At 58.0% G+C, this 26,964-nt stretch carries 22 protein-coding genes; 15 read left to right on the plus strand and 7 right to left on the minus strand.

Annotation, left to right across the window (positions count from 1 at the left end):
• Positions 1–28 precede the first annotated feature (28 nt).
• Positions 29–1,150, minus strand: a complete 1,122-nt coding sequence (gene thiO, locus Poly24_RS02860; RefSeq protein WP_145090159.1) for a glycine oxidase ThiO — start codon at positions 1,148–1,150, stop codon at positions 29–31.
• Positions 1,151–1,154: 4 nt separating this feature from the next.
• Positions 1,155–1,832 (minus strand): TIGR04282 family arsenosugar biosynthesis glycosyltransferase, encoded by a 678-nt coding sequence (locus tag Poly24_RS02865; RefSeq protein ID WP_145090162.1) that lies wholly within the window; start codon positions 1,830–1,832, stop codon positions 1,155–1,157.
• 316 nt (positions 1,833–2,148) lie between these two features.
• Between Poly24_RS02865 and Poly24_RS02870 the strand changes: the two genes are divergently transcribed.
• Together Poly24_RS02870 and Poly24_RS02875 are read left to right on the plus strand one after the other, a co-directional pair.
• Positions 2,149–3,843: a serine/threonine protein kinase gene (locus Poly24_RS02870; protein WP_145090165.1), complete on the plus strand. Its 1,695-nt coding sequence runs from the start codon at positions 2,149–2,151 to the stop codon at positions 3,841–3,843.
• A gap of 334 nt (positions 3,844–4,177) precedes the next feature.
• A complete protein-coding gene (locus Poly24_RS02875) occupies positions 4,178–5,344 on the plus strand; it encodes a 1-acyl-sn-glycerol-3-phosphate acyltransferase (protein ID WP_197452280.1) in 1,167 nt (388 codons plus the stop codon).
• A 110-nt stretch (positions 5,345–5,454) separates the two neighbouring features.
• Here Poly24_RS02875 and Poly24_RS02880 read toward each other — a convergent pair whose 3' ends face one another.
• Positions 5,455–5,643: a Flp family type IVb pilin gene (locus tag Poly24_RS02880; protein WP_145090171.1), complete on the minus strand. Its 189-nt coding sequence runs from the start codon at positions 5,641–5,643 to the stop codon at positions 5,455–5,457.
• A gap of 260 nt (positions 5,644–5,903) precedes the next feature.
• On the opposite strand from Poly24_RS02880, the gene Poly24_RS02885 reads away from it, so the two are divergent.
• The 4 genes from Poly24_RS02885 (at position 5,904) to Poly24_RS02900 (ending at position 10,926) form a co-directional block, all read left to right on the plus strand.
• Entirely contained in the window at positions 5,904–7,658 is a 1,755-nt protein-coding gene (locus Poly24_RS02885) for an ABC transporter permease (RefSeq protein WP_145090174.1), read from the plus strand.
• A gap of 35 nt (positions 7,659–7,693) precedes the next feature.
• Positions 7,694–8,920, plus strand: a complete 1,227-nt coding sequence (locus Poly24_RS02890) for a CNNM domain-containing protein (RefSeq protein WP_145090177.1) — start codon at positions 7,694–7,696, stop codon at positions 8,918–8,920.
• Entirely contained in the window at positions 8,917–9,876 is a 960-nt protein-coding gene (locus Poly24_RS02895) for a CNNM domain-containing protein (protein WP_145090180.1), read from the plus strand. The genes Poly24_RS02890 and Poly24_RS02895 overlap by 4 nt, the downstream gene beginning before the upstream one ends.
• A 156-nt stretch (positions 9,877–10,032) precedes the next feature.
• Complete coding sequence (locus tag Poly24_RS02900) at positions 10,033–10,926, plus strand: phosphatidylserine decarboxylase (RefSeq protein WP_145090183.1); 894 nt, start codon at positions 10,033–10,035, stop codon at positions 10,924–10,926.
• Positions 10,927–11,038: 112 nt separating this feature from the next.
• On the opposite strand, the gene Poly24_RS02905 is transcribed toward Poly24_RS02900, so the two are convergent.
• Positions 11,039–12,757: a methyl-accepting chemotaxis protein gene (locus Poly24_RS02905; protein WP_197452282.1), complete on the minus strand. Its 1,719-nt coding sequence runs from the start codon at positions 12,755–12,757 to the stop codon at positions 11,039–11,041.
• A 554-nt stretch (positions 12,758–13,311) separates the two neighbouring features.
• On the minus strand, positions 13,312–14,526 hold the full coding sequence (locus Poly24_RS02910) for an argininosuccinate synthase (protein WP_145090189.1): 1,215 nt from the start codon (positions 14,524–14,526) through the stop codon (positions 13,312–13,314).
• Positions 14,527–14,752: 226 nt separating this feature from the next.
• On the opposite strand from Poly24_RS02910, the gene larB reads away from it, so the two are divergent.
• From larB to Poly24_RS02935, 5 genes are all read left to right on the plus strand, one after another.
• A complete protein-coding gene (gene larB / locus Poly24_RS02915; protein WP_145090193.1) occupies positions 14,753–15,547 on the plus strand; it encodes a nickel pincer cofactor biosynthesis protein LarB in 795 nt (264 codons plus the stop codon).
• A gap of 1 nt (position 15,548) precedes the next feature.
• On the plus strand, positions 15,549–16,412 hold the full coding sequence (locus Poly24_RS02920; RefSeq protein WP_145090196.1) for an NAD(P)H-hydrate dehydratase: 864 nt from the start codon (positions 15,549–15,551) through the stop codon (positions 16,410–16,412).
• Positions 16,413–16,537: 125 nt separating this feature from the next.
• The gene (ribF, locus tag Poly24_RS02925; protein WP_145090199.1) at positions 16,538–17,461 is read left to right on the plus strand and encodes a riboflavin biosynthesis protein RibF; all 924 of its coding nucleotides are present in this window, start codon (positions 16,538–16,540) and stop codon (positions 17,459–17,461) included.
• A gap of 60 nt (positions 17,462–17,521) precedes the next feature.
• Positions 17,522–18,502: a DHH family phosphoesterase gene (locus Poly24_RS02930; RefSeq protein ID WP_145090202.1), complete on the plus strand. Its 981-nt coding sequence runs from the start codon at positions 17,522–17,524 to the stop codon at positions 18,500–18,502.
• 105 nt (positions 18,503–18,607) lie between these two features.
• Positions 18,608–19,411: a GxxExxY protein gene (locus tag Poly24_RS02935; RefSeq protein ID WP_145090205.1), complete on the plus strand. Its 804-nt coding sequence runs from the start codon at positions 18,608–18,610 to the stop codon at positions 19,409–19,411.
• A gap of 745 nt (positions 19,412–20,156) precedes the next feature.
• Here Poly24_RS02935 and Poly24_RS02940 read toward each other — a convergent pair.
• On the minus strand, positions 20,157–21,017 hold the full coding sequence (locus tag Poly24_RS02940; RefSeq protein ID WP_145090208.1) for an ABC transporter permease: 861 nt from the start codon (positions 21,015–21,017) through the stop codon (positions 20,157–20,159).
• Between the two features lie 62 nt (positions 21,018–21,079).
• Positions 21,080–22,102 carry an ABC transporter ATP-binding protein gene (locus Poly24_RS02945; protein WP_145090211.1) on the minus strand — a complete coding sequence of 341 codons (1,023 nt, stop codon included), beginning with the start codon at positions 22,100–22,102 and terminating at the stop codon, positions 21,080–21,082.
• Positions 22,103–22,269: 167 nt separating this feature from the next.
• Here Poly24_RS02945 and ispF point away from each other — a divergent pair, with 167 nt between their 5' ends.
• From ispF to Poly24_RS02965, 4 genes are all read left to right on the plus strand, one after another.
• Positions 22,270–22,767, plus strand: a complete 498-nt coding sequence (gene ispF, locus Poly24_RS02950; RefSeq protein WP_145090214.1) for a 2-C-methyl-D-erythritol 2,4-cyclodiphosphate synthase — start codon at positions 22,270–22,272, stop codon at positions 22,765–22,767.
• Positions 22,768–22,940: 173 nt separating this feature from the next.
• Positions 22,941–24,569 carry a cysteine--tRNA ligase gene (gene cysS, locus Poly24_RS02955; RefSeq protein WP_145090216.1) on the plus strand — a complete coding sequence of 543 codons (1,629 nt, stop codon included), beginning with the start codon at positions 22,941–22,943 and terminating at the stop codon, positions 24,567–24,569.
• A complete protein-coding gene (gene ruvC, locus Poly24_RS02960; protein ID WP_231753445.1) occupies positions 24,551–25,090 on the plus strand; it encodes a crossover junction endodeoxyribonuclease RuvC in 540 nt (179 codons plus the stop codon). The genes cysS and ruvC overlap by 19 nt, the downstream gene beginning before the upstream one ends.
• Positions 25,091–25,333: 243 nt before the next feature.
• Complete coding sequence (locus tag Poly24_RS02965) at positions 25,334–26,806, plus strand: sulfatase family protein (protein ID WP_197452283.1); 1,473 nt, start codon at positions 25,334–25,336, stop codon at positions 26,804–26,806.
• Positions 26,807–26,964: the final 158 nt, after the last annotated feature.

A 26,964-nucleotide genomic window follows, 5' to 3' on the forward strand; every position in this document is an offset into this window, starting at 1 on the left:
GGCAAAAGCCTCAACGCCCGGGGCGGGGTTAGCCGCGGCCGGGGGTGAAGGGGGTGAGGTCGACTTGCGTGGGGCGGCCGAGCATCAGGCTGGCTAGTTCGGTCGCGGTGGCGCACGAAAGGTGGAGGCCCGAGCGATAATGACCGGCGGCGACAAAGGCGTTGGAAAGATTGGGCAGTTTGCCGATGTAGGGGAAGCCGTCGAACGAACCCGGCCGCAATCCGCTCCACGATCGCACGATCGGTTGCTGGGCCAACAGTGGCAGCATCCCTTCGGCCCAGCCGCGCAGCGAGTCGAGTACTTCGGGAGTCGTGCTCTGGTCAAAACCAACCTCCTCTTCATTCGATCCGACCAGAATGTGGCCATCCAAGCGAGGCACAAGATAGCGATTCCCCTCGTTCACGATCCGGTTGAGGATCTGATGCGGCAACTTATATAAGAGGACTTGGCCACGGACCGGCAGCAGACCGCTGGGGACCGACAATTGTTCCAGCAGTGTCTGGCTCCAGGCTCCCGTCGTCAGGCAGTATTGGCCGGCGGTCAATTCACCCGCCGTGGTTTGCAAGGCTTCGATGCGGTCGGCTTGAGTTCGGAAGCCGGTCAGTTCGCACGATTCGGTGATCGTCACATTCTGTTGCAGGCAGGCGGCGCGGAGCGCGGCCAAATGATCGGGGCTGCGGATGGCCGCTTCGCCGGGCAGGGACCAGGCGGATTGAAGGCGATCGGATTGGGATAGGTCTGCCAGGGCGGGTTCGAGTTCGACGAGCGCCGCGGGAGTCAGCGGGATCGCATCGATCTCGTATTCGCTCCAGTAGTCGGCTTGTCCGAGCAACGCCGCTTGTTCGCCTCGCGACATCGCCAGGTAGATTCCGCCACACAAGCGGTAGCCGCTGTCGATGCCTGTCTGTTCGAGCAGTTCGGCAGCCCATTGCGGATGCAGTTGGTGGCTGAGTGCGCGCAGACGTTCGATCGGGTCCAGTGCGGTTTGAGGATTGGCCGGCGGCAAGATGCCGACACCGGCCCACGACGTGCCGCGGCCGGTCTGTTGGCGGTCGATAACTTGGATCCGTTGGCCTGTTTTGGCCAAGACCCAGGCCAGGCTGAGCCCGATGACGCCTCCGCCGACAACGATACAATCTGGCTTTTGCAACGATTCAACTTTCTGTGGTTGGGGTGTTCAATACACGCTCGATCGCCGCTCGCAAGTGGTTGCTGGCTGGATCGCTGGGCAGGCGGCGAAGCAAGGCGTCGAGGTCGTCCTTGGTGTCGACATCGCGATCGGTTGGAAGTAGGTGCGGTTCGATCTCAAGAGCGTCCAGTACCGATCGGGTTCGCGCCATCACTTCGTCGGTTCCCCAGGGCATGTCGTCGAACAAAGCTCGCAGGGGTTGGTGCCAAGGACCTCGGATCCCGAGCAGGTAGTAGCCTCCGTCGCCCGAAGGACCGATCACGACGCGAGAATCGCCCAAGGCGTCAAAGGCTTGTTCGATGCGGTCGGGAGTGACGGTGGGGCAATCGCCGCCGATCACGATCAAGCGATCGCGATCGGTTTCTGCGGTGGCGAAGTACCGCATCATGCGATCTCCCAGATCGCCGCCGCCCTGTGGCGTGGATGCCCAGTTTTTGAAGGGGGCGAAGCAGGGATCGCTCACGCGACTGTCGGGACTGACGATCAGCAACCGTTTGTCGCCACAATGCGACAGCTGATCGGCAAGATGCGCGACGCAAATCTGGTAGATCGCGGCTGCTCGGTCATTACCCAAATTTTGTGCCAAACGGGTTTTTACTTTTCCCGGTTGCCAGTATTTGGTGAACATACCAAGCGTTCGCATCGATTTTCTACAGATTGGGTGAAAGTTGGAGGAGCCGGGGGGCCTGGGAAGCGGACAGTGCCACACTCAGGTCGCACCACCGCTTTCTGCCATTTGGGTGGGGGCGAAGAGTAATCGCGGACACTTGGTGCGGAAACGTGCGACATTAGGCCGCGCGTGGTATAACATGGTCTTTTGAAGGCGAATGTTTCTGGTAGTTTAGAAACACTTTATGTCAAGGACGAGTCGTTGACACCGGTGCCATTTCAGAATTTAGCGATTGGGTTCACAACGGAACCGTGACCTGGTTGCGCCAGCTCGGACGCAAACAATACGCATGACTGACAGCGGCAAGGGTTCAAAAACGATATCCGCTCAGGCGTTCATCGAAGCGGTTCGCAAGAGCGGATTGGTCGAAGAAGGTGCGTTCAAGCAGACGCTACGCCACGTGCAAAAAGCGGCAGGGGGCAAGATTCCCAACGATGCGATGGTGATCGCCGAACGCTTTCTTGTGGAAGGACGGCTGACGGCGTGGCAGATCGAGAAACTGCTGACCGGCAAATACAAGGGATTCTTTCTCGGCAAGTTCAAGCTGTTGGGGCACATCGGCAGCGGCGGGATGAGCAGCGTCTATCTGGCCGAGCACACGCGGATGAACGATCTGCGGGCGATCAAGGTGCTGCCGAAGAAGCGAGTCGACGATGCTTCCTATCTTGCTCGGTTTCAATTGGAAGCCAAAGCGATCGCATCTTTGAATCACGAAAACGTGGTTCGTGCCTACGACATCGATAACGATGGCGACCTGCACTACATCGTGATGGAGTACGTAACGGGGGATGATCTGCAGCAGATGGTCAAGCGGAAGGGTCCGCTGTCGTTTGTCCGAGCTGCCAACTACATCGCTCAAGCAGCCCGTGGCCTGCAACACGCGCATGAACGCGGTTTGATCCATCGCGACGTCAAGCCTGCGAACTTGCTGGTCAACAAGCAGGGTAAGGTGAAATTGCTTGATATGGGATTGGCGTTGCTGGAATCGGAAGACGATCATTCCTTGACCGTTGCCAACAACGAAAACGTTTTAGGGACGGCCGACTATCTGGCCCCCGAGCAAGCGTTGGACAGCCACAAGGTCGACCATCGGGTCGATATCTACGGACTCGGTTGTACTTTCTATTTTCTGTTGACCGGACGTCCGCCGTTTAATGACGGCACGTTGGCCCAGCGGATCATCAAGCATCAGACCGAGATGCCGGATGAGATTCGTAAATCGCGACCGGATTGTCCCGGTGAGCTCGATGGCATCTGCACCAAGATGATCCAGAAGGAAGCCAAGTATCGCTACAAGGATGCGGCGGCGGTCGCCGATGTTTTAGAGGCTTGGTTGGCACAGGCCAAGCAGTTGTCGGCGTCGCGTGTCGGGGGCGGCGGGTATGAATCGGGGATTGGTTCAGGTTCGGACATTGATTTGGCCGGGGCCGATTTCGCGCGTGGTTCGGACATCGGGATCGGTGCATCGTCGGATGAAACGCTCAGCAATAAGCAGGGAGACACGCATGGTGGTGGATCGGATGCAGGCTTCAGTGGTTTGTCACCATCGGACAGTGGCCGGTTGATCCAGCGAACCAGCAGTCGTAGCTCGATCCAACGATCCCCCGGAAGTTCCATCGCAGGTAGTTCGATTGATTTGCAGCGAGAATCGGGGTACGGGGCGAGGCTTCGGCCGGGCGCGTCGCCATCGGCTGCTGCTGCGGCCGCGGCGGCTGGTCAGCCGAGCAAGCGTAAAGTCGCGCCGTTGCCGGGAGCTGCGGCGGCCAGGGCGAACCCGAAAGCTTCGGTTACCATGGCGCACACGGTGGGGGAATCGCATCCAGCGCTGGCCGATAGTCGTCTCAAGAAGGATCGAATCCGCAAGGTGTTGGCGGTGCTATTGCTTGTCGGCGGGATCGTCTTAGGTTTTATAGCCGCCCGCTTGTTCGCTCCCGGTGCCAGTGGCGAGCGCCCCCAGCCCGCTGCCACGGAGTTGTACATCTAGCTCCCTCATCGTGAGCTCTGGTCGCCGTGGTGAAACCGACGCCTCGTGGGTGAGGCACAGCGGCAAGCCGCGCGTGTTGGGGGTTGATTTTCGAAATTCGTGGGCCAAGATCGCGAGCACACGAAACTTTACCCGCCAACGGGCTCTCCCGTTGCAGATCAATTCAATTATCTTTTAGCTCGCTTCGGTCGAGCTTTGACTTCGATTCCCACACCGCGACCGCGTGTTGGGTTGCCGCCAATTTAAGTCTTCGAGAATTCTGTCCATGGTTTCCGTGATCGTTGAAAAGCCATATCGTTTTGTTCCTCCACATCGTGGGGATTACTGGCCCTCGATGATTCAGAAACTGAAGCTCTACGAGCGTCATTTGCGGAACACCGACGGTGTTGTCGATTATGAACTTCGGCACGTTGAACGCTTGGAAGAATCCCTTCGTCGAGGCGATGGGATCATGCTGGCGCCGAACCATTCCCGGTACGCCGATCCCTTAGTGTTGGGGTGGTTGGCGAAACGGGCCAAGACGCATGTGTTTGCGATGGCCAGTTGGCATCTGTTCAACATGGGAAAGTTCAATGCGTTTTCGATTCAGAAAATGGGAGCCTTCAGCGTCTTCCGGGAAGGGCTCGACAAACAATCAATCGAAACGGCGATCGGCATCTTAGACGAAGCGCGGCGTCCTTTAGTGCTGTTTGCCGAAGGGGCCACGTTTCGGGCGAATGATCGTTTGCAACCATTGCTTGAAGGGGCGTCGCTGATCGCACGCACCGCGGCGCGGCGGCGCGAAAAGCATTCGCAGGGGCGCGTGGTCATTCACCCGGTTGCGATCAAATACGTATTCCAAGGCGATATCTACGAGTGGGCCGACCGATCGTTGACCGCGATCGAACAGCGTTTGACTTGGGAACCAAATAGCGATCTGCCGTTGCGAAAGCGGATCACGCGGGTTGCCGATGGCCTGCTAGCGCTCAAGGAAGTGCAGTATCTCGGGTGCCCCCAGACGGGTAGTGTGATTCAACGACAGGATCAACTCACCCAGGCGCTGTTGCGCCAGGTGGAAAGCAAATGGAAGACGAATTCGGTTGAGGGTGGGGATGTTGGATCGGTACTGAATCGCGTCAAGGCGATGCGGTTGCGGATGTTTCCCGAATTGATCAACGACTCGACTGCCGCGGATCGCAAGGCAGAGATTCGCAACGATCTGCGGGCGCTCGAATTGGCGCAGCAATTGGCTTCGTTTCCCGTGGGCTATTTGAACGAGCCGCCGGTGACCGTGACTCGGGTATTGGAAACCCTCGAAAACGTTGAAGAAGCCGTCTTTGGCACCACTTCTTGGCCGGGGCCCTTGAAGGCGATCGTCGAAGTGGGAGAGGCGATCGTAGTGCCGGCCGAGCGAGCGCCACGTCAGCAGCAAGACCCGTTGATTCTAGAGCTTTCCCAAAACTTGCAGGGCATGTTGGACAACTTGGCGACCGAACCTCGTTTGTTGGCTGCCGAGGATTGAAGCGGAAAGCCGCCGTTTTTGAGGCCTGAGAGAGGCCATGGCCGCCGCCAACGGACAATGAGTCGAAGAAAACTCTCGCAATTTATGAGGGATGTACCGCGTTGGTCGGTTTAGAGGGCCGCTTCGATTGCCGATGCAGATTGGTCGAAACTGTCTCGAGTTTTGTTCGAAAGCGCCTGAACCGAAAGGATGCAGACCCCTAGGATCATGGCCAGCATGATCGCATATTCCACGGTGGTTGGGCCCTCTTCCTCGCTGTGGAAAGCGGCGATTTTCGAGATTATTTTGACTCTATTCATGGCAAATTCTGTGAGCTGAAGGCGACTGAGCACGATGACTGCGGACAGTTCTTCTGAATTAAAGTCTAGGCCTGATTTCGGATGTGGCCCAGGATAACTATGATTGTGCGAAATAATCGCGGGTTACTTCTTCCGTGTCGCTTCGGATATGCGTGAACCAAGGACTGTGACAATCGTAGGGAATTTGATAACTTGCGGCATCTAGATCCCACAATCAGCGGGCTCGCTGGCTCGTTACCCTCCTTCGGTACACGTCGTCAATGTTTGGTCCGGTCTTCAATCGCGAAGCCATCTTGGCTCCCAAGAGAACGAAAACGTATTTGGCCCGTGGCCTATACGTGCTCTGTTTTTTCCTGTTGCTGGCCACGGGTTACCTGGTTTTAGCGGGTAATCGGCCGCTGCAGACCGCTGGCGATTCGGCCCGCTTTGGCGGTTGGATGTTCGCCCTGTTGGTTCCCCTGCAGATGATCATCGTCACGTTTCAAGCCGCGATCGGAGCGGCCAGCAACATTGCTCAGGAGAAGGATCGGCGGACACTAATCCTGCTGTTGTTGTCCCGTTTGACCGGCTACGAGCTGGTGGTCGGAAAATTGACGGCCAGCCTGATTCCCGTCGTCCAATCGCTGGCAGCGTCGGTTCCTCTGTTTTTGGCGATCGTCTGCTTGGGAGGCGTCTCGTTATCGCAGTTTGCTGGGGCTTATGGCGTGACCTGTGCGACGGCATTGTTGGCCGCTTCAATCGGTATTGTCGTGGCGTTGTGGCGGGAGAAAACCTTTCAAACCATCGCTGTTACGTTGCTCGTGATTGCCCTCTGGGTTGCGATTTGGGAGGTGGCAGCATCGGGCGGTTTGCCGTTCGTTCCCGATTGGTTGCCCGCTTACGCGAGCCCTGTTCAGGCGCTGCAGTCGGCGATCGCGCCGATCCAATTGCGGCCGAGCGTGGTTCCGGTGACGCTTGGTTTTGCTTGCTTTACGCTTGCGGTGAGTGCGGCAGTGACCGCCTTGGGCGTGTTGAAAATTCGTGTCTGGAATCCTTCGCGGGAACTGCGAGTGCAGGCCAGTGAAGTCGAGGAAGAGCCTGCGGGGGACGCCGACGCGCAACGGGCGAGCACTTGGAAAGTTCGCGAAGCGCGAGCCGTCTGGAACAATCCGGTGTTGTGGCGCGAGGTCTGTACATGGGCTTATGGCCGCAAGGTGCTTGTCATCCGTTTCGCGTATCTGTTGTTGGTGGGGTTGGCCGCTGCGGCGTTGGCGCGAGTTTTGGCTGGTGAGCTATCGATTAGTGAGTTGCCACCGGCAACGCTGCCGTTGGCAGCGATTGGCGTCATCAGTTTGGCGATCGTCAACGCACTCGCGGTCAATTCAGTGACCAGCGAACGCGATGGTCTGGCGTTGGATTTATTGATGGCCACCGATATCGAGCCCAAGGAGTTTCTGCTGGGCAAGATTTTTGGCGTGTTTTTTGTCGCCAAGGAGATGGTGGTGCTGCCGCTGTTTTTGGCCGGATACGTTTGGTATTCGGGAGGGCTGTCGGGGCAGAATCTGATTTTCACATTAGTCGCCACCGCAGTGTTGTATCTGTTTGTGATCGTGCTGGGGATTCATTGCGGATTGAACTATGCGAATAGCCGAACGGCGCTTTTGACCAGCCTGGGAACCTTCTTTTTCTTGTGCCTTGGGATCGCGATCTGCATGGTCATCATGGTCAGTTTCCGCGGGGCGTTTCAGTTGCAACTGGCTCCCTTTCTGGCGATCATTCTTGGCGGCGGAGCCGGCTTGTTAGCTTCGTTGGGGCGTCGCAATCCATCGCCCGCGATTTCGTTGGCATCGTTTGGGTTGCCGTTCGCCACGTTTTACGCGATCACGACTTTTCTGTTACAGCGTGGCCAGTTGTGGGTGCTGGTGGCGGTTACCGTCGGTTACGGCTTCGCAACGTTGGCGATGTTGGTCCCTGCGCTCAGCGATTTTGACGTTGCAATGGGACGCTCCCATTCGACGACGGAGGAGGGTGAGTGATCGCGGCGGAAGAGATTCTTCCTTGGCTTCCAGCGATGCTGTTGCTGATCCTGATGTCTGCTTTTTTCAGTGGAAGCGAAGCGGCGTTGTTTTCATTGCAACCCTTGGACCGTCGTCGTTTGAAGTCGAACAAGCGCGATGGGCCGCGGATCGAGCATCTGTTGATGGATCCCGAGCGGCTGTTATCGGCGGTACTGTTCTGGAATCTAATCATCAACATGGCCTATTTCGGGATCGTTTCGATTGCCGGAAAGAGGCTCGAATCGATTGGCGAAGCACGGTTTGCGATTGGGTTTACGCTGTTCAGTTTGCTGCTGATCATTTTTTTCAGCGAGATGTTGCCCAAGAGCGTCGCGGTTAAGAATCCCACCAAGATTGCCGTGTGGGTTGCGCGTCCGTTAAGTCTTTCGATTCGAATTGTCAGCCCCGCCCTCCCGTTGCTGAAGTTCGCCAATCGGGTGGCGCAACGCATCATTTGGCCTGCGTTTCAGCCCGAACGCGAGTTGGAGATTGAAGATATCGATCGCGCGATTCGCTTGAGTGCTCCCGATGATGCGTTTGCCGATCGGGAAAGGCTGCTGTTGCGTCGGTTGGTTTCGTTAGCTGATGTTCGTGTCGATGAATGGATGCGGCCGCGCAGCGAGTATCAAATCCATCAGTTCCCGCTCTCCAGTGAAGCTTTACAAACAGCGGTCGAAGAGGGCGGTTATCTGTTTATCGGGGATGGTAGCGAGGATGAGATCAGCGGTGCGATCGCGGTCCGCTGGCTGCGGCCGAGTCAGATGGATGATTTGCCCGGAGCGATGGAAGCGCCATTGATCGTGCCTTGGTCGACCAACGTTGCCAATGTCTTTGATGAATTGTGTCGCGAGGATCGGGACATTGCCGCGGTGGTCAACGAATACGGCGAAATCATCGGCGTGATCTCGATCGACGACGTTTTGGAATCGATGGTCATGCAGCCCGATCACTCCGTCAACACGGACGATGGGGCGGCCGACAGCGTCGTTGAAATCGCTTTTCCGCTGAGAATCGAAGGTTCGATGAGTGCTCGTGAATTGGCCAACCGTTTGCAGGTCGAACCGCCAACCGGCAGAAACGTCACCGTCGCTGGTTTGATCCAGACGATCACTCGCCGCTTTCCGCGTTTGGGGGATGTCTGCGAGTGGAATGGCCATTCGTTGTTGGTCGTGGCGGAGTTGGATAAAGGGAAAGTGGAAATCGAAGTCACGCAAGTGAGTAAGGGGGAGCCAAACTCTTGATTGCCTTCCTTTTGTTATTTGCGTTTGGAATCAGTCTGAGCGCCTTTTTCAGCGGCAGCGAAACGGGCTTGTATCGGGTCCCTCGGGTTCGATTGGTCCTCGATGCGATGTCCGGACGGCTCATTTCCAGAGGCTTGTTGTGGTTGGCGAACCATCCGACCGTGTTTGTCGCAACGGTGCTGGTCGGCAATAACATCGCCAACTACTTGACGAGTTTTTCTGTTGTGATGGCGATTTCGCTAGTGATCAGCAATAATCAATCGGCTGCCGAATTGTTGGGGACGGTGATGGTGACCCCCGTTGTTTTTGTGTTTGGGGAGTTGTTGCCGAAGTATCTGTTCTTTAATGCGCCGCATCGTATGTTGGGCTTCAGCGGTCCCCTGTTGGTGCTGGCGACGATTCTGTTTCTGCCGATCACCGGTTTGTTGGTGTTGGTCAATAATTTGTTGAGCGCGTTCAGTGGGCCCACGCCTTTTCAGTCGCGATTGAGCATGGCACGCGGCGAGCTGCAGCAGATGTTGCGGCATGGGCATACGATTGGTTTGCTGAAGCCTAGTCAACAACGGACGGCTCAAAATATGTGGCAGGTTGGCGAACGGCCCGCCAAAGCCTTTGCCGTTCCTCCCGATCGGTTGGCGCGGATTCCCGGCACCGCCACGCCCGAGGAAGCGATCACCGCGGCGCGTCGCCAAGGGCATCCATTGATCCTTGTTGAACACCCCAAGACGCGTCGAACGACCGGGTACGTTCGGTATGCCGATCTCGCCTCAGCCGAACAACCTTTGGTCAGCCGGATCCGGCCGGTGGTTCGTGTGAAGCAGGATGCCAACAATCTGCAGGTTCTGTTTGAGCTTTACGACAAGCAATCGGACATCGCCGAATTGATCGATGGGTCGGGCAAAGTGGTCGCCCTGGTCACGCTCCGCCAGCTCCAAGAGCCCTTGCTGAGGCACTGATTTGCACGTTTCTCGCTGTGGCTCAGCGAGCACGTCGTGCCGGTTTGAAGGGAGGGAGGCCAACGATGGTTCCGCCCTACCCTGTCGCCTGCAATCCGGTTCGGTAAAAATGTTGGACGAACCCGCAGCTGCCTCTTGAAGACTTTGAGTGACGCCATGGATGAGATCGTTTATTTTGACCGCTACCGGAAGGAAACGGAGGTGGAGAAGGTTTACGGTGACAAGGCGTTGCGATGGACTTACGGGACCCGATCCGGAAGGCTCTCGCTGCATCTTGCCGTGAAGCGGGCGATGTTTTCACGTTGGTATGGATGGAGGATGGATCGCCCCGGCACGCGGCGGAAAATCGCTCCTTTCATTGAAGAGTTTGAGCTGGATGCGTCGGAGTTCGTTCGTGAAGTCGACGACTTTGCCAACTTCAATGAGTTCTTTTTTCGTGAGTTGAAGCCCGGCGCCCGCCCGATCGATCCCGATCCTTCAAGCGTCGTTTTTCCTGCCGATGGCCGGCATCTGTGTGTGCCGGATCTATCGCAGTGCGATGGCCTGTTCGTTAAAGGTGAGATGTTCGATTTGGCCACGCTTTTGGGCGATCGCGATCTGGCGGATCAATACGCGACAGGGAGTCTCTTGTTATCGCGATTGTGCCCCGTCGACTACCATCGCTTTCACTTTCCCGCCGCCGGAGTGCCAGGTCCCGCGCGCCTGATCAATGGCCCGTTGTATTCCGTCAATCCGATCGCGCTTTGCCAAAATATTCACATCCTGGCAACGAACAAGCGTTGCTTGACGGTGTTGGAAACCGCGACGTTTGGTCGAGTCCTGTTAATGGAAATCGGAGCGACCTGCGTGGGGAGTATCTGTCAGACATTCGCGTCGGGAGCGGCTGTCGCGAAGGGAGACGAGAAAGGTTATTTTCGTTTTGGCGGCTCGTCGACGATCATGATCTTTCCGCCCGGTCGCATCCTGTTCGATCAAGATCTCGTGGAAAACTCGCTGCGGCATCGCGAACTATATGCCCGCGTCGGCGATCGGATGGGAGTCGCCGTTTGAGGGTGTGTGTCGTTGGGGCGGCGTGATGGGATGCTGCCGATTGGGATGCATCGCTGAGAGCCGTGGGCAACTCGATTGAACCGAGTTGCCACGGCCATTGGTTGTCGATGGCTTAGACCGCGAATTCGGTCAGCAGTTGATTGAACTCGCCGCCAACGCGTTGGATTTCTCCGCCAGCTTGTTTGGTCGCGTTCACCTCACGGCTCGTTTCCGACGCGATCGTGCTCACTTCGGCGATCTTCGCAGCGACTTCTTGTGCCGCCGAAACGCTTTGTTCCACGCCAACGGAAACGGCTTGGGTATTGTTAGCGATTTCGCTCAATTGGCCCACAACCGTTTGGATTGCCTGCTCCTGTTCGGCCGCCGACATCGAGATCTCACCCGCTTTGTTGGTGACCAATTGCGATACTTCTTCGATCGATTTGATCGATGCAACGACGCGATCGGCGATCCGTTGGATCGCTTCGATCTCGTCGCGGATGCCGGTCGTGGCATCGGAGGTGCGGCGAGCCAGTTGTTGGACCTCGGTCGCGACGACAGCAAATCCACGCCCCGCTTCTCCAGCTCGGCTCGATTCGATCGTCGCGTTGAGAGCCAGCAGGTTCGTCTGGCCAGCGATATCTTCGATCAGGTCGACGATCTTGCCAACGCCCGCGGTGGCGATGCCCAGTTCGCGAATCCGTTCGCCACCATCGGCAGCAAGCGCGGAAGCCTGTTTCGTGATCTCCACCGCTTCGCTCGAATTTTTGGCAACGCTTTCGGCGTTGGCGCTGATTCGCGATGTGGCTGTGGTCACGTTTTGTACGCTGGTGCCGACCTGTTGCAATGACTGTCCCATGCTTTGCATCGCGACGTTCATCTGTTCGGCGGCAGCCGCGACGGTGTTGCTGCGTAAACTGGTGTTCGAAGCGGCTCCTTCGACGCGGACCGCGGTTTCGCTGAGTCCACCGGAAACCTGGTTCAGTTCTTGGGATGTGTGCTGCATTTTGAGGATCATGCCGCGCATTCGATCGGTCAGTGCATTGACTCCCGCTTGCAAGCGGCCGACTTCGTCTTCGCTGGTCACGTCGAGCTTGGTTCGCAGGTCGCCCGAAACCAGGCGCGCAAAGGCCTCGCTGCATTTCAGCAGCGGCTTGATCAGCGAGAAGTTCAACAGCCACGCAAGGATCACGCAGCTGACTGCCAACGCGCCCGCGATGACCAACGCGCCGTTAAAGACGGCGGCTTTGGCGGCGGCGTTGGAGGCGTCCAGCGACTGGGTTACTTCGTAGGCGCCGTGGAGATCGCCGACGGCGAGATTCTCCATGTGGTAACCGGTCGGGTCGAGCCCGTCGTCGTTGTTCCACAGCTCTTTACTCGTTTTGGGATCGCCGTGGCAGAGCATGCATTCGCTGGTCAGGCGGATCGGGCGAAAGTAGCGGACCGCATTTTTCTCTTTATCGACGACCGAATACGATTTTCGGTCGGGCTCCGCCGCAAACAGCTTCAGGGCTTCGCTTTCGACGGCATCGGGTTCGTTGACGGGGTTTCGCGGATCGAACTTGGGAGTCTTGAATTCATAGCCCCCTTCGTTCGCGCGTCGCATCACTGCGGTCCAGGCGGTGACGATCGGAACGGTGGCGAGCACCTTTTCGGTTTCTCCTTTTCCAGCAAACTCTGCAAGCATCTCCTGGGAGAAAACCCCTGACTTCCATTTGTCTTCCATTCCCAAGCGGACCGATTCCGCCGTGTCGACGATACGACTCGCTTGGCTCAGCATCTCGTTGTGTGCGGTCGACTTGACGCGGGAATTAAAGATCCACAAAAAGACCGCCCCGAGTCCTAGTAACATCACTGCTACGATACCCAATAGTTTTGATCGTATTCCGATGCGTTGAAACCATTTCATCGTCGTGCCCCTTTATTTCCTGCGATTGGATTCTGTTGTGAATGTCTTACGCCAACGCAGCAAAATTGCGTGGCGTTAGTCAGGCTAGATGAAACATAGGACGCCAAGGGAAGCTTGGCGTGCAGGTGCCGGGTTCGGCATCCTTGGTAGGCACTTTTCCCTCGGGACGCCTATCGCAATCGCTACAACTCGCATAGAGCGACCATTTGTTGTGGCGGCAGGCTTCGGTGTTAGGAAAACTCACCGTGTCGACTATTGGGACGGGCAATCGCGCAGACCCGACCCCAAGAGCAAAGAGGAAAACGCGCGTTCGCGAATCTGCAAGTGGGGGCAAACCGCAGCTGTTGGGAAAGGGCCAGCGAGGCGTCGTCATTTAATGACAAGAAGATCGGGTGGAAATAGAAAACGCCTTGGCAAATGACCAAGGCGTTCGGTTTTTCATCGCGCTGCGGCGGCACGGCCCGCGCGTGCGGGCCGTGAAGAATTTGCCAAGCGGTCTAGTATGCGCGTGGCGAGACGCGGCCTTGCACTCGGCTGGGCAGGCCGTGGATTCGCAGGAAGCCTTCGGCGTCGTCTTGGTTGTACGAACCGCCACCTTCCATGGTTGCGATCTCTTCGTCGTACAAGCTGTTCGGGCTCTGGCGGCTGCTGACGATGATGTTCCCTTTGTACAACTGCAGCGTGACGCTTCCGGTGACCGGCTTGCGCGCTTCGTTGATGAAGGCCAACAGGGCATCGAACTTTGGCGTGTACCAGAATCCGTAGTAGACCATTTCGGAGACTTCGACGGCCAGCTTGTCACGCAAGCGAACCAGGTCGCGATCGAGGGTCAATTGTTCGATGTTTAGCAACGCGTCGTACAGGACAGTCATTCCGGGAGCTTCGTAGACGCCGCGGCTCTTCATCCCGACAAATCGGTTTTCGATCATGTCGATCCGGCCGACGCCGTTGCGGCCGCCGATCTCGTTCAACGATTCAACCATCTCCAGGGCGCTGACGGTCTTGCCGTTCAGAGCGACCGGGACGCCGGCTTCAAAGTCGATCGTGACCTCTTCGGGCTTGTCGGGGGCCGCTTGCGGGCTGACGGTCATGCCGAAGTCGACGAGTTCGACGCCGTTGACAGTCAGGTCTTCCAGTTGGCCCGCTTCGTAGCTGATGTGCAGAACGTTTTCGTCGCTGCTGTACGGCTTCGACGACGACGCTTTAACCGGGATCCCCTTCTCTTCGCAGTAGGCGATCAATTCGGTGCGGCCTGGGAACAGGTCGCGGAACGCTTTAATCCGCCACGGTGCGATCATCTCGATCGAAGGGTCCAAAGCTTCGGCAGCCAATTGGAAGCGGCACTGGTCGTTCCCCTTGCCGGTGGCGCCGTGAGCGTAAGCGGTCGCGCCAACTTCGCGAGCGACTTCCAGCATGACTTTGCTGATCAGCGGCCGTGCGATCGAGGTGCCCAGCAGATAGATACTCTCGTATTTAGCTTGCCACGAGAGGACGGGGAAAGCGAAGTCGCGGCACAATTCTTCGCGAACGTCGACGATCCGAGCCGATTTGGCTCCCGCATCTTGAGCCTTCTTCAGCGTCGCCGCGCGGTCTTCGCAAGGTTGCCCCAGGTCGACGTAGACCGCGTGAACTTCGTATCCCTGATCTTGCAGCCAGCCTAAGATGACCGATGTATCGAGACCGCCGGAGTATGCCAATACACAGCTTTTCATGATTCGTTATGCTTTCTAAGAGGCGTCAGATGTTGGCGGACCAAAAAAAACGCGAGCCGGGTCCGCAGCGATCGATCGCGATTTTAATTGTTCTTCGTGCCAGCGTCGGGACCACCTTGGTTTCGGTTTGCCCGGCCACTGCCACGATTGATTGCGATTTACGGCGTTTATCCAGCACATTGTGCTTCCCATTGCCCTGCCCTGACAAGCGGACCTTATTCAAAACATGAAGCCAATTTCCGAATTACTGCGATCCCTGGCTGCCGGCGAGATCTCCATCGAGCAGGCCGAGCAATCGTTGGCGTCGCGAGAGATCGAAGCGATCGACGGAGCGACGGTCGATCGCGGTCGCAAGGCCCGCTGCGGGTTCGGCGAAGTCATCTATGGCGAGGGGAAGCCGGCTGATTTGATCGTCCGCGTCGCCGAAAAGCTGCTCGAACTGAGCCCCTCGGTGCTGGTCACCCGCTTGGCCGCCGACGTTTTTGCTCAGATCCAGGTTCCCCACTGGCAGATGCATTACTCCCCCCAGGCCCGGACGCTGCGGATCGCTCGGACGGCCGAGGCGTTGGCGGTTGTCGACGAATCGTCGACGGCGCTTCGCCCGATCGCTGTCGTCACCGCCGGCAGCACCGATGCGGCGGTCGCCGAAGAGGTGGCCGAGACGTTGACCTGGATGCGCGTTCCTTTTCGCGTGCTGACCGACATCGGCGTCGCCGGGCCGCAGCGGTTGTTGGCCAGCCTGCCGGCGCTGGAAGGTTGCGCCGCGGCGGTTGTGGTCGCGGGGATGGAAGGGGCGTTGCCGAGCGTTGTCGCCGGGCACGTTCCGTATCCCGTGATCGCGGTCCCGACCAGCGTTGGGTATGGTGCGTCGCTGGGCGGTATCACCGCGTTGTTGTCTATGTTAACAAGTTGTGCGTCGAACGTTTCGGTGGTGAACATCGATGCCGGCTTCAAAGGTGGCTACGTCGCCGGGCTGATCGCCTGCGGTCAACAAGCCCCTCCGCAATCCGATGGTGAATGAAATGACAACCCGATCCCCTGCCCTGCCCCAACTGGCACCTCGCGACGCCGACAGCCATAAAGGCGACTACGGCAGGGTCTTGTTGATCGGCGGTTCTCCCGGAATGGCCGGTTCGATTTCGCTGTCGGCGAGCGCGTCGATTCGATCGGGAGCCGGGCTGGTGACGGTGGCGGTTCCGCGCCGCTGCCTGGAAACCGTCGCCGGATATGACCGCTGTTATATGACGGTCGCGCTGCCCGATGACCTCAAGGGTTTTTATGAGCTAGCCGCGTCGCGAGTCGCCCAGCTTTCCGAATCGGCGACCGTTTTGGGCTGCGGTCCCGGGATGCGGACGGGCGTTGGGGCCGAGGGGATCGTGAAGACGCTGTGTTCGCAGGAGAGCGACAAGCCGCTGGTCTTCGATGCCGATGCCCTGAATTGTTTGTCGCAGTGCGACGACTGGAAATCGATGCTTGCCCCGCGGATGATCCTGACGCCTCATCCGGGCGAATGGGAGCGGTTGAGTGGCGTGGCGGCCAGCGATCGGAAGGCTCAGGAGGCCGCAGCGGTCGAGACGGGCAAGGCGACCGGTGCGACGATCGTCTTGAAGGGATCGAAGACGTTTGTCACCGATGGCAAGAAATCGGTTCACAATTCGACGGGCAATCCGGGGATGGCCAGCGGCGGTAGCGGCGACGTGCTGACGGGCGTCTTGTGCGGCCTGTTGGCTCAAGGCCTGGCGGTTTTCGAAGCCGCTCATTTGGGAGTCTTCGTCCACGGCCGGGCGGGCGATTTGGCGGCTGAATCGGTGGGGCAGATCAGTCTGTCGGCCAGCGATCTGTTGCAGCATCTGCCAGCGGCGTTCATGTCGCTGTCGGATCAATAAGGCCGCAATTTCCGCGATCAAACGGTGGGCGGTGGGCATCAGCGGCTTCGCAGTGCATAATCGACCGACGTTTTGAACCGCCCTCCCCTCCCCTGTTCTGGCCTCCGACGGACGTTGATAAATCTGTGACATTGATTCGTGATCTCGATCAGGCATCGCAAGTTGCTCGAGGAGGTGCCATCAGCATCGGCAATTTCGATGGCGTTCACCGTGGACATGCGGTTCTGCTGAAACAATTGCGTCAGTTGGCCGATGAAGTGGGCGGGCCGGCGGTGGTGCTGACCTTCGATCCGCATCCCGCTTCGCTGCTGCGACCCGACCAGGCGCCGGTCCCGCTGACCTGGATCGAGCGGCGTGCGGAGCTGTTGTATCGGCTGGGAGTCGATCGCGTGATCGCATGCCGTCCGACCGCCGAACTGCTGGGGCTTTCGGCTACCGACTTTTTTCAGCAGGTGATCCGCGAGCGGTTGGATTGCCAGGCGATGGCCGAAGGGCCGAACTTCTATTTCGGCAAAGATCGCCAAGGGGACGTCGAGATGCTGGGCCATTTGTGCCAGCGTGCTGCGATCCCGCTGCGGATCGTCGAACCCTTGGATAATCAAGGGCAGATGGTTTCCAGCACGATGGTTCGGGCAGCGATCGCCGATGGACAGATCGAAGCGGCCAACGCGATGCTGACCGCACCTTATCGAATCTCGGGTCTGGTCGCTGTGGGTTCACAGCGTGGGGCGGGACTCGGTTTTCCAACGGCGAATCTCTCCGATTTGAAGGTCCTTGCGCCAGCCGCGGGGGTCTATGCGGGGCAGACTTGGGTGGGCGGAACCGCCTATCGCGCGGCGATTCACATCGGGCCAAACTTGACATTTGACGAGGGCCAATGCAAAGTCGAGGTCCATCTGTTAGATTTCACGGGTGATTTGTACGGCGAAAGACTGGAAGTCCAATTCAACCGGCGAGTCCGTGGCATCGTCAAGTTCGCCTCTGTCGATGACCTTCGCAATCAACTCGGGCGCGATATCGCGACGGTTCGGAACGAACCGCTCTCGTGATTCCCTCGCTGCCCTGTTATCCATTTCCATCTCAATCTAAGTACACGATCGGACCCTCGCATGCCCGTCAACTGGAAAAAGTTCAAAGACACCATCGCCCACTACGAGAACTTTGTTTTAACCAGCCACATCCGCCCCGATTGCGATGCGCTGGGGAGCGAGTTGGGAATGGCGGAGGTGCTGCGAGCGGTCGGCAAGAAGGTGCGGATCATCAACGCCCACGATACGCCTCCCGGTCTGCAGTTCTTGGATCCGGCGGGGAACATCGAAGTCCTGCGTCGACATGTCGAAGCCGAAGACATTCAGACCGACTGCATCATGGTCTTGGACACCAGCGCCTGGGCTCAATTGGGTGCGATGGCTCAAGTTGTCGAAGAGACCCGCGCCGACAAATTGATCGTCGATCATCACTTGGGTGAAGACGATATGGGAGCGTTGTTGTTCAAGGACACCAGCGCCGAAGCGACCGGTCATTTGGTCGTTCAAGCTGCCGACGCCTTGGGCGTGCCGTTGACCAAGAAGATGGCGATGCCGTTGTACGCAGCGATCGCAACCGATACCGGATGGTTCCGCTTCAGTTCGACCAGCGCCGACACCTACCGCTGCATCGCCCGCTTGGTCGACGCGGGCGCATCGCCGACGGAGATCTACGGCGATCTGTACGAACGCGACACGTTGGGCCGAGTGAAATTGCGCGGCCGAATTTTGTCGCGGACCACAGCGGAACTCGGCGGCCGATTGGTCTACACCTGGGTCTTGGCCGAAGACTTTGAAAAGACCGGCGCGTTGCCCAGCGACACCGAAGATGCGATCAATCTAACGCTTGCGATCGCCGGCACCGACGCCGCCGTGATCATGATCGAACAGCTGAAGGGAGGCTTCAAGTTGAGCTTCCGCAGTCGCTGTGAAATGAACTGCAACGACGTCGCCCGCGTCTTCGGCGGCGGCGGCCACAAAGCCGCAGCCGGCGCATTCATCGAAGGCAACATCGAATCGGTCAAAGAAAAAGTCCTGCCCGTCGTGATGGAAATGATGAAGTAATTCATCGCGGCGAAAGATCCGCTTTGCCCACGGCGTGGTGGCTTGGCAGAATAAAAGGATTCGATGGCGATATCGGATTCTTGATTCTGCCAGAGGTGAAGAGCCATGCCGATCTATGTGGATGCGGAGATCCAGGTATTCCCGGAGCCTGAGTTTCATTCGCTGGCCGAACGGGTTGTTGGTATCGCGTTTGACGTCCATCAATCTTTTGGACGTTTGCTGGACGAAGAGATCTACAAGAATGTGATCTCTGGCCGTTGTCACGCTGCGGAAATTGTTCCGGCACGGCGTGAAGTGGAAATCGTCGTCCAGCACGACGATTTTCGAAAATCGTATTTCATGGACAGCTTGCTCGCCAACGGCCTGATGGTCGAGGCGAAGGTGGTCGAGGAGCTTGCGGATGTTCATCGGGCCCAGGCGATCCACTATCTATTGCTGACCGGCATGCATCATGGACTGCTGCTTAATTTTCGGCCGGGGAAAGTGGAGAAGTGGTTCGTTTCGACGTCGCTTGATTTGAACGAGCGGCGGCGGTTTGAGGTCGACGATTCCGACTGGCAGCCACGCACCGTTGCAAGTCGAAAGCTTCAGCGACTTGTCGAAGATCTGCTGCTCGACTGGGGAGCCTTTCTGCAGACTTCACTCTATCGACAAGCGATCACTCACTTTTTTGGTGGCCCAGAGATCGCGTTGCGTCGCGTTCCTGTTTACGACGCCGGGCGGCAGGTGGGCACTCATGAAGTTTGCATGCTGGCGGAAGGTACTGCAGTTGCAGTTACCGGTTTGAGTTCCGGTCAACCTGCAATGGCCGATCATCTTCGTCGGTTTCTCTGTCACACCGATCTGACAACCATGGATTGGGTTAACCTCGACAAACACCAGATCACCTTCCGGACAATAACACGTTAACGCGGTCTCTTGAAAAGGAGAGGAAGAATGATGTTAGCAGGATGATGTTGGCAGGATGATGTTGGCAGGATGATGTTGGCAGGATGATGTTGGCAGGATGATGTTGGCAGGATGATGTTGGCAGGATGATGTTGGCAGGATGATGTTGGCAGGATGATGTTGGCAGGATGATGGGGGCAGGATGATGGGGGCAGGATGATGGGGGCAGGATGATGGGGGCAGGATGATGGGGGCAGGATGATGGGGCAGGATGATGGGGGCAGGAGATGGGGGCAGATGATGGGGGCAGAATGATGGGGGCAGAATGATGGGGGCAGAATGATGGGGGCAGAATGATGGGGGCAGAATGATGGGGGCAGAATGATGGGGGCAGAATGAGTCGGCGGTGGATTTTTAGGGTGAATGAATTGGCAGACTGCACCAATACTCTGTCGCCCAAATTGCAATAGAAGCAATCTTTGTAGCTGTCTACTTAGAGAATTGCTTTCTTATTATTCTGCCCCCATCATTCTGCCACTTGTTATTGCCTGATTCGCTCGGCATGAGTGCTTTGTGGGTTGGCAGAATGATTTGGCGGTAGACTTTTTTAGGATGAATGGGCTGGCCGTATCAGAGCTCATCCGTCTACATCGCGACAAAGCCATTCTTCGTAGACATCTACTTGGAACCGTTTCTTATTATTCTGCCTCCGTCATTCTGCCACTTGCGATTCCCCGATTCCTCATTTGCTTCAGTATCGGTCGGTTTAGCCGCCGAAGCCGCTGTAGCGGCGGACGCCGCGGGCGTACATTACGCGGCAGACGATGATTAGGACGACGACCCAGCCGGCTTCGATCAGTAATTCCTGCCCGAGTTCATCGGGGGGGATCTTGCCTAAGAAGACCGCGGCGGGGAAGTAGGCGAGGTATTTCAGCGGCAGTAGTTGGACGAACCATTCGATTTCGTCGGGCAGCAGCGTGATCGGGAACATGTGTCCCGACAAGAAGAAGCTGAACAGCATGTAGATGAACAGCAGCGAGCTGACTTCGAGGAACCAGAACCCGATCAATCCGATCGCCGCTTCTAAGAAGAACCCGATCAAGAAGCCCATCACGAGCGTGGCGGCAAAGGCGGCGATGATCGTCGGATCGGGCCAGCCGTCGACAAAATAGCTACGGCACAAAAAGAAGACAAACGCAAACGGCAGCGTGGCGACTGAATAGTACGCGACTTTGTGCGCGACGCGCCCCAGCAGCAAGAAGCCCAGCAGATCGATCGGCTGGATCATGAACTTCTTGATCTCGCCGTCGCGGATCTGCCTCGCGATCCCGCTCGATAAGCCCGGCATGCTGCTGAACGCCCGAGCGACCATGGTGATCAGATAATAAGCGACCATGTCGTGGAAGCGGAAACCGCCAAACGTCGTCTCTTCTCCCGGTCGTTCCATCGATGCAAAGACCGCCGACCACAAGAAGATCTGCGTGATGATCGGCAGGAATCGCATCAGCGTACCGAGTGCAAAATCGCCTCGGTAGACCAGTCGTTCCTCCAGCGAGATCCGCACGATCATCCACCAGGTCTTCAGGCGTTGGGTGAGCGGTGAGGAGGATTGTGTTGCGGTGGACATGCTTGCGGTTCTTTGGCGGGGTGGCGAGCGGTGCGATCGGGTTCGAGAGGGGTTGCTGCGGACTAATTCGAATCGGCGGCGGTCGCTGCCATCGCTTGCTTTTCTTCGTCGCGAACACGATTGAACATGTCGGCGATCGCATCCTCCAACGGCGGGTCTTCGACGACGACATCGTCGATCGGATGCTCGTTGAGCGCCGCCGCCAGTCGCTTGGGAATGTCGGTCCGCGCGATCTTGATCTTCGCTTTGGGTAGGTCGATCGACAGGACTTCGCCGATGTTTGTTAGGTCGCCCGGTTGATGCCCTTCGGCAAACTGCAGCGTGACCACCTTGGAACCACTGAACGCATCGACGATCCCGGTCAGCGAGCCGTCGTATTTGATCTGCCCCGAAGCGATGATCACCACGCGTTGGCACAACGCGATGATGTCCTTCATGTAGTGACTGGTCAACAGCACCGTCGTCCGCTTCTCCTGCTGATAGTGCCGCAGGAATTGTTGGATGTTGTGTTGAGCGACGACGTCCAGCCCGATCGTTGGTTCGTCCAGGAACAGCACGTCGGGGTTGTGCAGCAGCGCCGCGATCAATTCCATCTTCATCCGCTCGCCCAGCGACAATTCGCGGACCGGTTGCCCCAGCAAGCGTCGGACGTCCAACAGGTCGGTCAATTCATCCAACGTTCGCTGAAACGCGTTTTGATCGATGCGATAGATCTGTTGATGCAGGCGGTAGGATTCTTGGGCGGGGAGGTCCCACCACAATTGGTTCTTCTGCCCCATGACCAGAGCGAAGCGGCGGCGGTAGCCATTTTCTCGTTGCCAGGGCGTGTAGCCCATCACGCGAGCCGTCCCCGAGGTTGGGTTGATCACGCCCGAGAGCAGCTTCAGCGTCGTCGTTTTGCCGGCACCGTTGGGGCCCAGGAACGCGACAAATTCCCCCTCGTCAACGGTCAGGTCGATCGATCGAACCGCCTCCACCTCGCGGTACTCGCGATGAAACAGGCCGCGCACGCTGGCCATCAGCCCTTCCTGTTTCTTGTAAACACGGTAAGACTTGGTAAGCTGCTCGATCTCGATGATAGGCATTGGGCGTCGTCGATTGTCTGATGATGTGATTCGTGTGACAGGTGGGTTGCGGTATTCTAAACCGAAGTCCAATCCGCCGCGATTGGCGGTCGGCGGAGCGATCGCCGCTCGGTGTGCTGTCCGATCGAATTGCCGGTTGTTGTTCCTTGTCATTTTGCCAGTAACTCATGAATCAAGCTTCCCCCCCTGCCCTGCGGATCGGTCTGGGATACGACACCCACCGGATTGGCCCCGCGCGGCCGTTTCTTCTGGGAGGCGTTGAGATTCCCTGGGACCGCGGTCTGATCGGTCACAGCGACGCCGACGTGTTGCTGCATGCGATCACCGACGCGCTGTTGGGAGCTGCGTCGCTGGGCGATATCGGCCGGATGTATCCCGATACCGATCCGGAGAACAAGGATCGCGACAGCGGGGAAATGCTAGCGGAGGCGATGCGTCGGGTTCGCGCCGCCGGTTGGGAGATCGTCAATCTCGACTGTGTCGTCCGAGCTCAGCAGCCCAAGATCTCGCCACACGCCGCGGCGATCTGCGCTCGGATTGCGGAAATCCTTGCAATTTCGGTCGACTGCGTCGGCATTAAGGGGAAGACGGGCGAATACGTCGGCCCGGTTGGACGCCAGGAAGCGATCGAAGCCCGCTGCGTGGCGCTACTGTACCGCAGCTAGAGAATCCGCCGCGGCGGCTCGCGACCGCATCGATGGGGGCTGGCGAAAGTCCGGGCTGCCCAATCGGGGGCGATTCTCTATAATCGCCGCATCATTGATGTTTTCACTCGATCGCGGTTTCCGTTTGATCGACTGTTTGGCCTTCCCGCTCCCACTCGGGCTCCGACACTACCATGGCTGAGATTCGCGTTTACAACACTCTGTCGAAAACCAAAGAACCCTTTGCGCCGGTTCACCCTCCCAAGGTCGGGATGTATTTGTGCGGGCCGACTGTCTACAAGGAAGCTCACATCGGCCATATGGTCGGCCCGGTGATCTTCGATACGATCAAACGCTATCTCGCCTACAGCGGTTTTGACGTCACGTGGGTCGTGAACATCACCGACGTCGACGACAAATTGATCGCCGAATCGCGTCGACGCGAGGTGCCGATGAGCCAGATCGCCGTCGAGATGACCGCCGATTACATGGCGAACTTGAAAGAGCTGGGCGTTAATCAGATCGATTACCTGCCTCGCGCGACCGACCATATGGATGACATCATCGGCTTCATCCAGTCGCTGGAGTCGAAGGGCTTCGCGTATGCCAGCGATGGCGATGTCTTCTTCGACGTGGCTCGCGACAGCGGTTACGGCCAGCTGTCGAATCGATCGCCCGACGATCAACAGGGAGCCGGCGGCGAAGCGGCGGCCAAGAAGCGTTCCGCAGCGGACTTTGCGCTCTGGAAGTCGGCTCGCGAAGGCGAACCCTCTTGGGACAGTCCTTGGGGAAAAGGCCGGCCGGGCTGGCACATCGAATGCTCGGCGATGAGTCACTATTATCTGGGCGAAACATTCGACATCCACGGCGGCGGTCTGGATCTGATGTTCCCGCATCACGAAAACGAACGGGCACAAAGCAGCTGTTGCCACGGTTCGCCGATGGTTAAATATTGGATGCACAACGGGCTGATGCGAGCTGGCGGCGACGCGGGCAAGCTGGGCGGACGCAGCGAACGCGAGAAAGAAGCAGCCGGCGAAGCCGCTGAATCGATCGAAGAGCAAGCTGCCGGGAAGATCTCACGCAGCAAAGGTGCCGGCGGTTTGGCCGATCAGATCCGACGCCACACCGGTGAACGGATCCGGTTCTTCCTGTTGCGATCGCACTACCGGTCGACGATCATCTTCGGCGAAGAGGGATTGCAGGAAGCGGGGACGGCGTTGGAAGGCTTTTATCGCTTCTTTGACCGCTTTGAGAAGGGAACCGGAATCGCGTTCTACGATCTTCCCGTCGCGCGATCGCGAACCCAAGGCGATCTGATCGCGGGGGACGACGCCGATCTGAAAGCTGTCTTGGCCTGCCGCGACAAATACCGCGAAGCGATGGACGACGACTTCAACACCGGAGCGGCGTCGAGCCAGTTGTTCGATATCGTGCGGGCATTGAACAAGCAAGCCACCGCGATCAAGTTGCCCGAGCAAGCGGCGGCGCAGCAGGTTCCCGAGGATGCGACAGTCGAAGAGTTTTTGGCGTGGCTCGATTCGGCCAAGATCGCCAACCCCGACTTCATCAAGAGCGTCTTGGTGCTGCGTGAGTTGACCGGGTTGTTGGGGTTGTTTGGCAAGCGGCCACCGAAGGCGGCTGGCGACGACGACGACAACGGCTTGGCCGACCAATTGGTTGGCGTGTTGATCGAACTCCGCAAGGAAGCCCGCAGCAACAAAGACTTCGCCACCTCCGATGCGATCCGCGACCGATTGGCTGCGATTGGCGTGGCGTTGCTGGATGGCAAGGAAGGGACATCGTGGGAAATGCAAAAGTAAAGGGAAAGGTCGCTGCCGGCGGGGCGACTGGCGGCACGATTTTGGGAGTCGATCCCGGATTGAACATCACCGGCTACGGCGTGATCCGCTCGGTCGCCGGTGGGATCGAACTGCTGGAAGCGGGGATCATCCGCACCAAAGCCAAGGCGTCGTTGGAACGGCGTCTGTTGGATCTGCACGAAGGTTTGGGCGAAGTCATCGCCGCCCATAACCCGAGCGTGCTTGCGCTGGAACAGCTCTATTCGCACTACAAGCGTCCGCAGACAGCGATCTTGATGGGGCATGCTCGCGGCGTGATCTGTCTGCTGGCGGCGCAAGCGGGGATCGCGATCGAGAGCTTCGAAGCGACCAGGGTCAAGCGGATGATGACCGGCAACGGGCACGCTCCCAAAGATCAGATGCAGATGGCGGTAAAGCTTCAGTTGAATCTGGCGACCGTTCCCGAACCGCCCGACGTCGCCGACGCGCTTGCGATCGCGCTGTGCCAGCAGCAGATGAGCAGCATGCAGGTGCAGCTTTAGCGCCACCCTGGTATTTTCGTTTTGCAAATGCCGCTGTGTGGTGTCGCCTTGTGACGTTGCTTGTCGCGTCGCGGCGACTCGATAGGCAATGGGACGCTCCCTCTGCCGCCAACCGTTCTATGGGATGGGATGTCGTTTCGTGATTCCATTGGCTGGGCGGAGCGGCTAATCTGAGATGTTGCTGGAAGGGAAGTCTCCCGATTCATCTACGCCAACGCGAGTCAATTGATGAGATTCTTGTCGATGCCATTACGTCGTTTTCCGTTGCTGATCGTTGTGGCCATGACGCTTGCGATGGCTTGTCCGTCGATGTCGCACGCAGACCGCCCCAACGTTTTGTGGATCTATGTCGATGACATGAGCGATTGGCTGGGATGTTATGGCGACCCCTTGGCCGAGACACCTCACATCGACCGTTTGGCGGAAGAGGGAGTCCTGTTCGAGAACGCCTACATGCCGGCACCTGTCTGTTCGACGACACGGTCGGCGTTGATCACCGGCACGATGCAGACAACCCATGGTTTGCATCAACATCGCACGATGATCAAGAAGCCGCTGCCCGAAGGCCTGACGACGGTCCCCGAACTGTTTCGCCAAGCCGGCTACCTGACATTCAACGAAGCCAAAGACGACTACAATTTCCAGCGAGATCGCGATGCGATGTATTCGCCAGAATTCAAACGTCCAACCCGGCGGCAGGTGAATTCGCATTTGATCGGCCGCGATCTCAGCTGGTTGCAACCGCTGCAGGGTAAGCGGTTTTTCGGGCAGATTCAGTTGAAGGGGGGCAAATTCCAGGGAGAAACGGGCTCCAAATACCCCGCGACCAGTCGTGTGAAGGAGGAGCAAGTGACGGTTCCACCGCAGTATCCCGACCATCCCGTGTTTCGCAACGCGATCGCCCGCCACTACGAACAGATTGCGGAGACCGATGCTCAGGTGGGAGCGATCGTCGCGGCACTGAAGGAATACGGATTGTGGGACAACACGGTGGTCTTGTTCTTCACCGATCATGGCTGTCCGCTGCCGCGGGCAAAGCAGTTTCTTTACGAGGATGGATTGAAAGTTCCGTTGATCGTCCACTGGCCAAAAGGCACCGCAGCTGTCAAGCAACGCGGAGGATCGAGATCGGATCTTGTCAGTGGAATCGACATCTCGGCCAGTTCATTAGGGTTTGCTGGAATTGAGATTCCCGCGTTCATGGAAGGTCGTGACCTATTTGCCAATGACTATGAGCCGCGGAAGTATGTGATCTCCGCCCGCGACCGTATGGGCAACGCCATCGATCGCATCCGGACTGTCCGGTCCGGCGCGTTCCGATATCTGAAGAACTACAAAACCGATAGGGCGTTGTTTCAGCCGCAGTACCGCGACGGCTATGCGACGTTCGTGACCTTTCGAAAGTTGTTGTCAAAGAGCAAGCTCAGCCCGCTACAAGCTTCGTACTTCGATGCTGCCAATCGCCCAGCCGAAGAGCTTTATGATCTGCGGAGCGATCCTCACCAGACGGTCAACTTGGCGAACGATTCTGAGTATGCCTCGGTGCTGGAAACCCATCGTGGGGAGCTGGTGAAGTGGGAGGAGGCGACGAACGATCAGGGACGCATTCCCGAAAGTCAAGAATCGCTGCGACGCGTTTATGCATCGTCGGCTGGGAAATGCGTATCCCCAGAGTATGACTTCCTAAAGGAGGAAGCGGCTCCCGCGGAGCGTTGATTTAAGCTGGGGCCATACGTCCCCTCAGCGTTTCGCAGCGATGGATGTTCGCTCCGCAAAGCTCGGTCGAATCGTATCGGCCGCCGTAGCATGGCGTTGCCGACGGTCCCTCCGGCCAGGCTTTGCGCATGTCGATCAAAGTCTGCGCGGCGGGAACA

Origin of the sequence: Rosistilla carotiformis, assembly GCF_007753095.1 — a bacterium.
In the GTDB taxonomy this organism is placed as follows: Bacteria; Planctomycetota; Planctomycetia; order Pirellulales; family Pirellulaceae; genus Rosistilla; species Rosistilla carotiformis.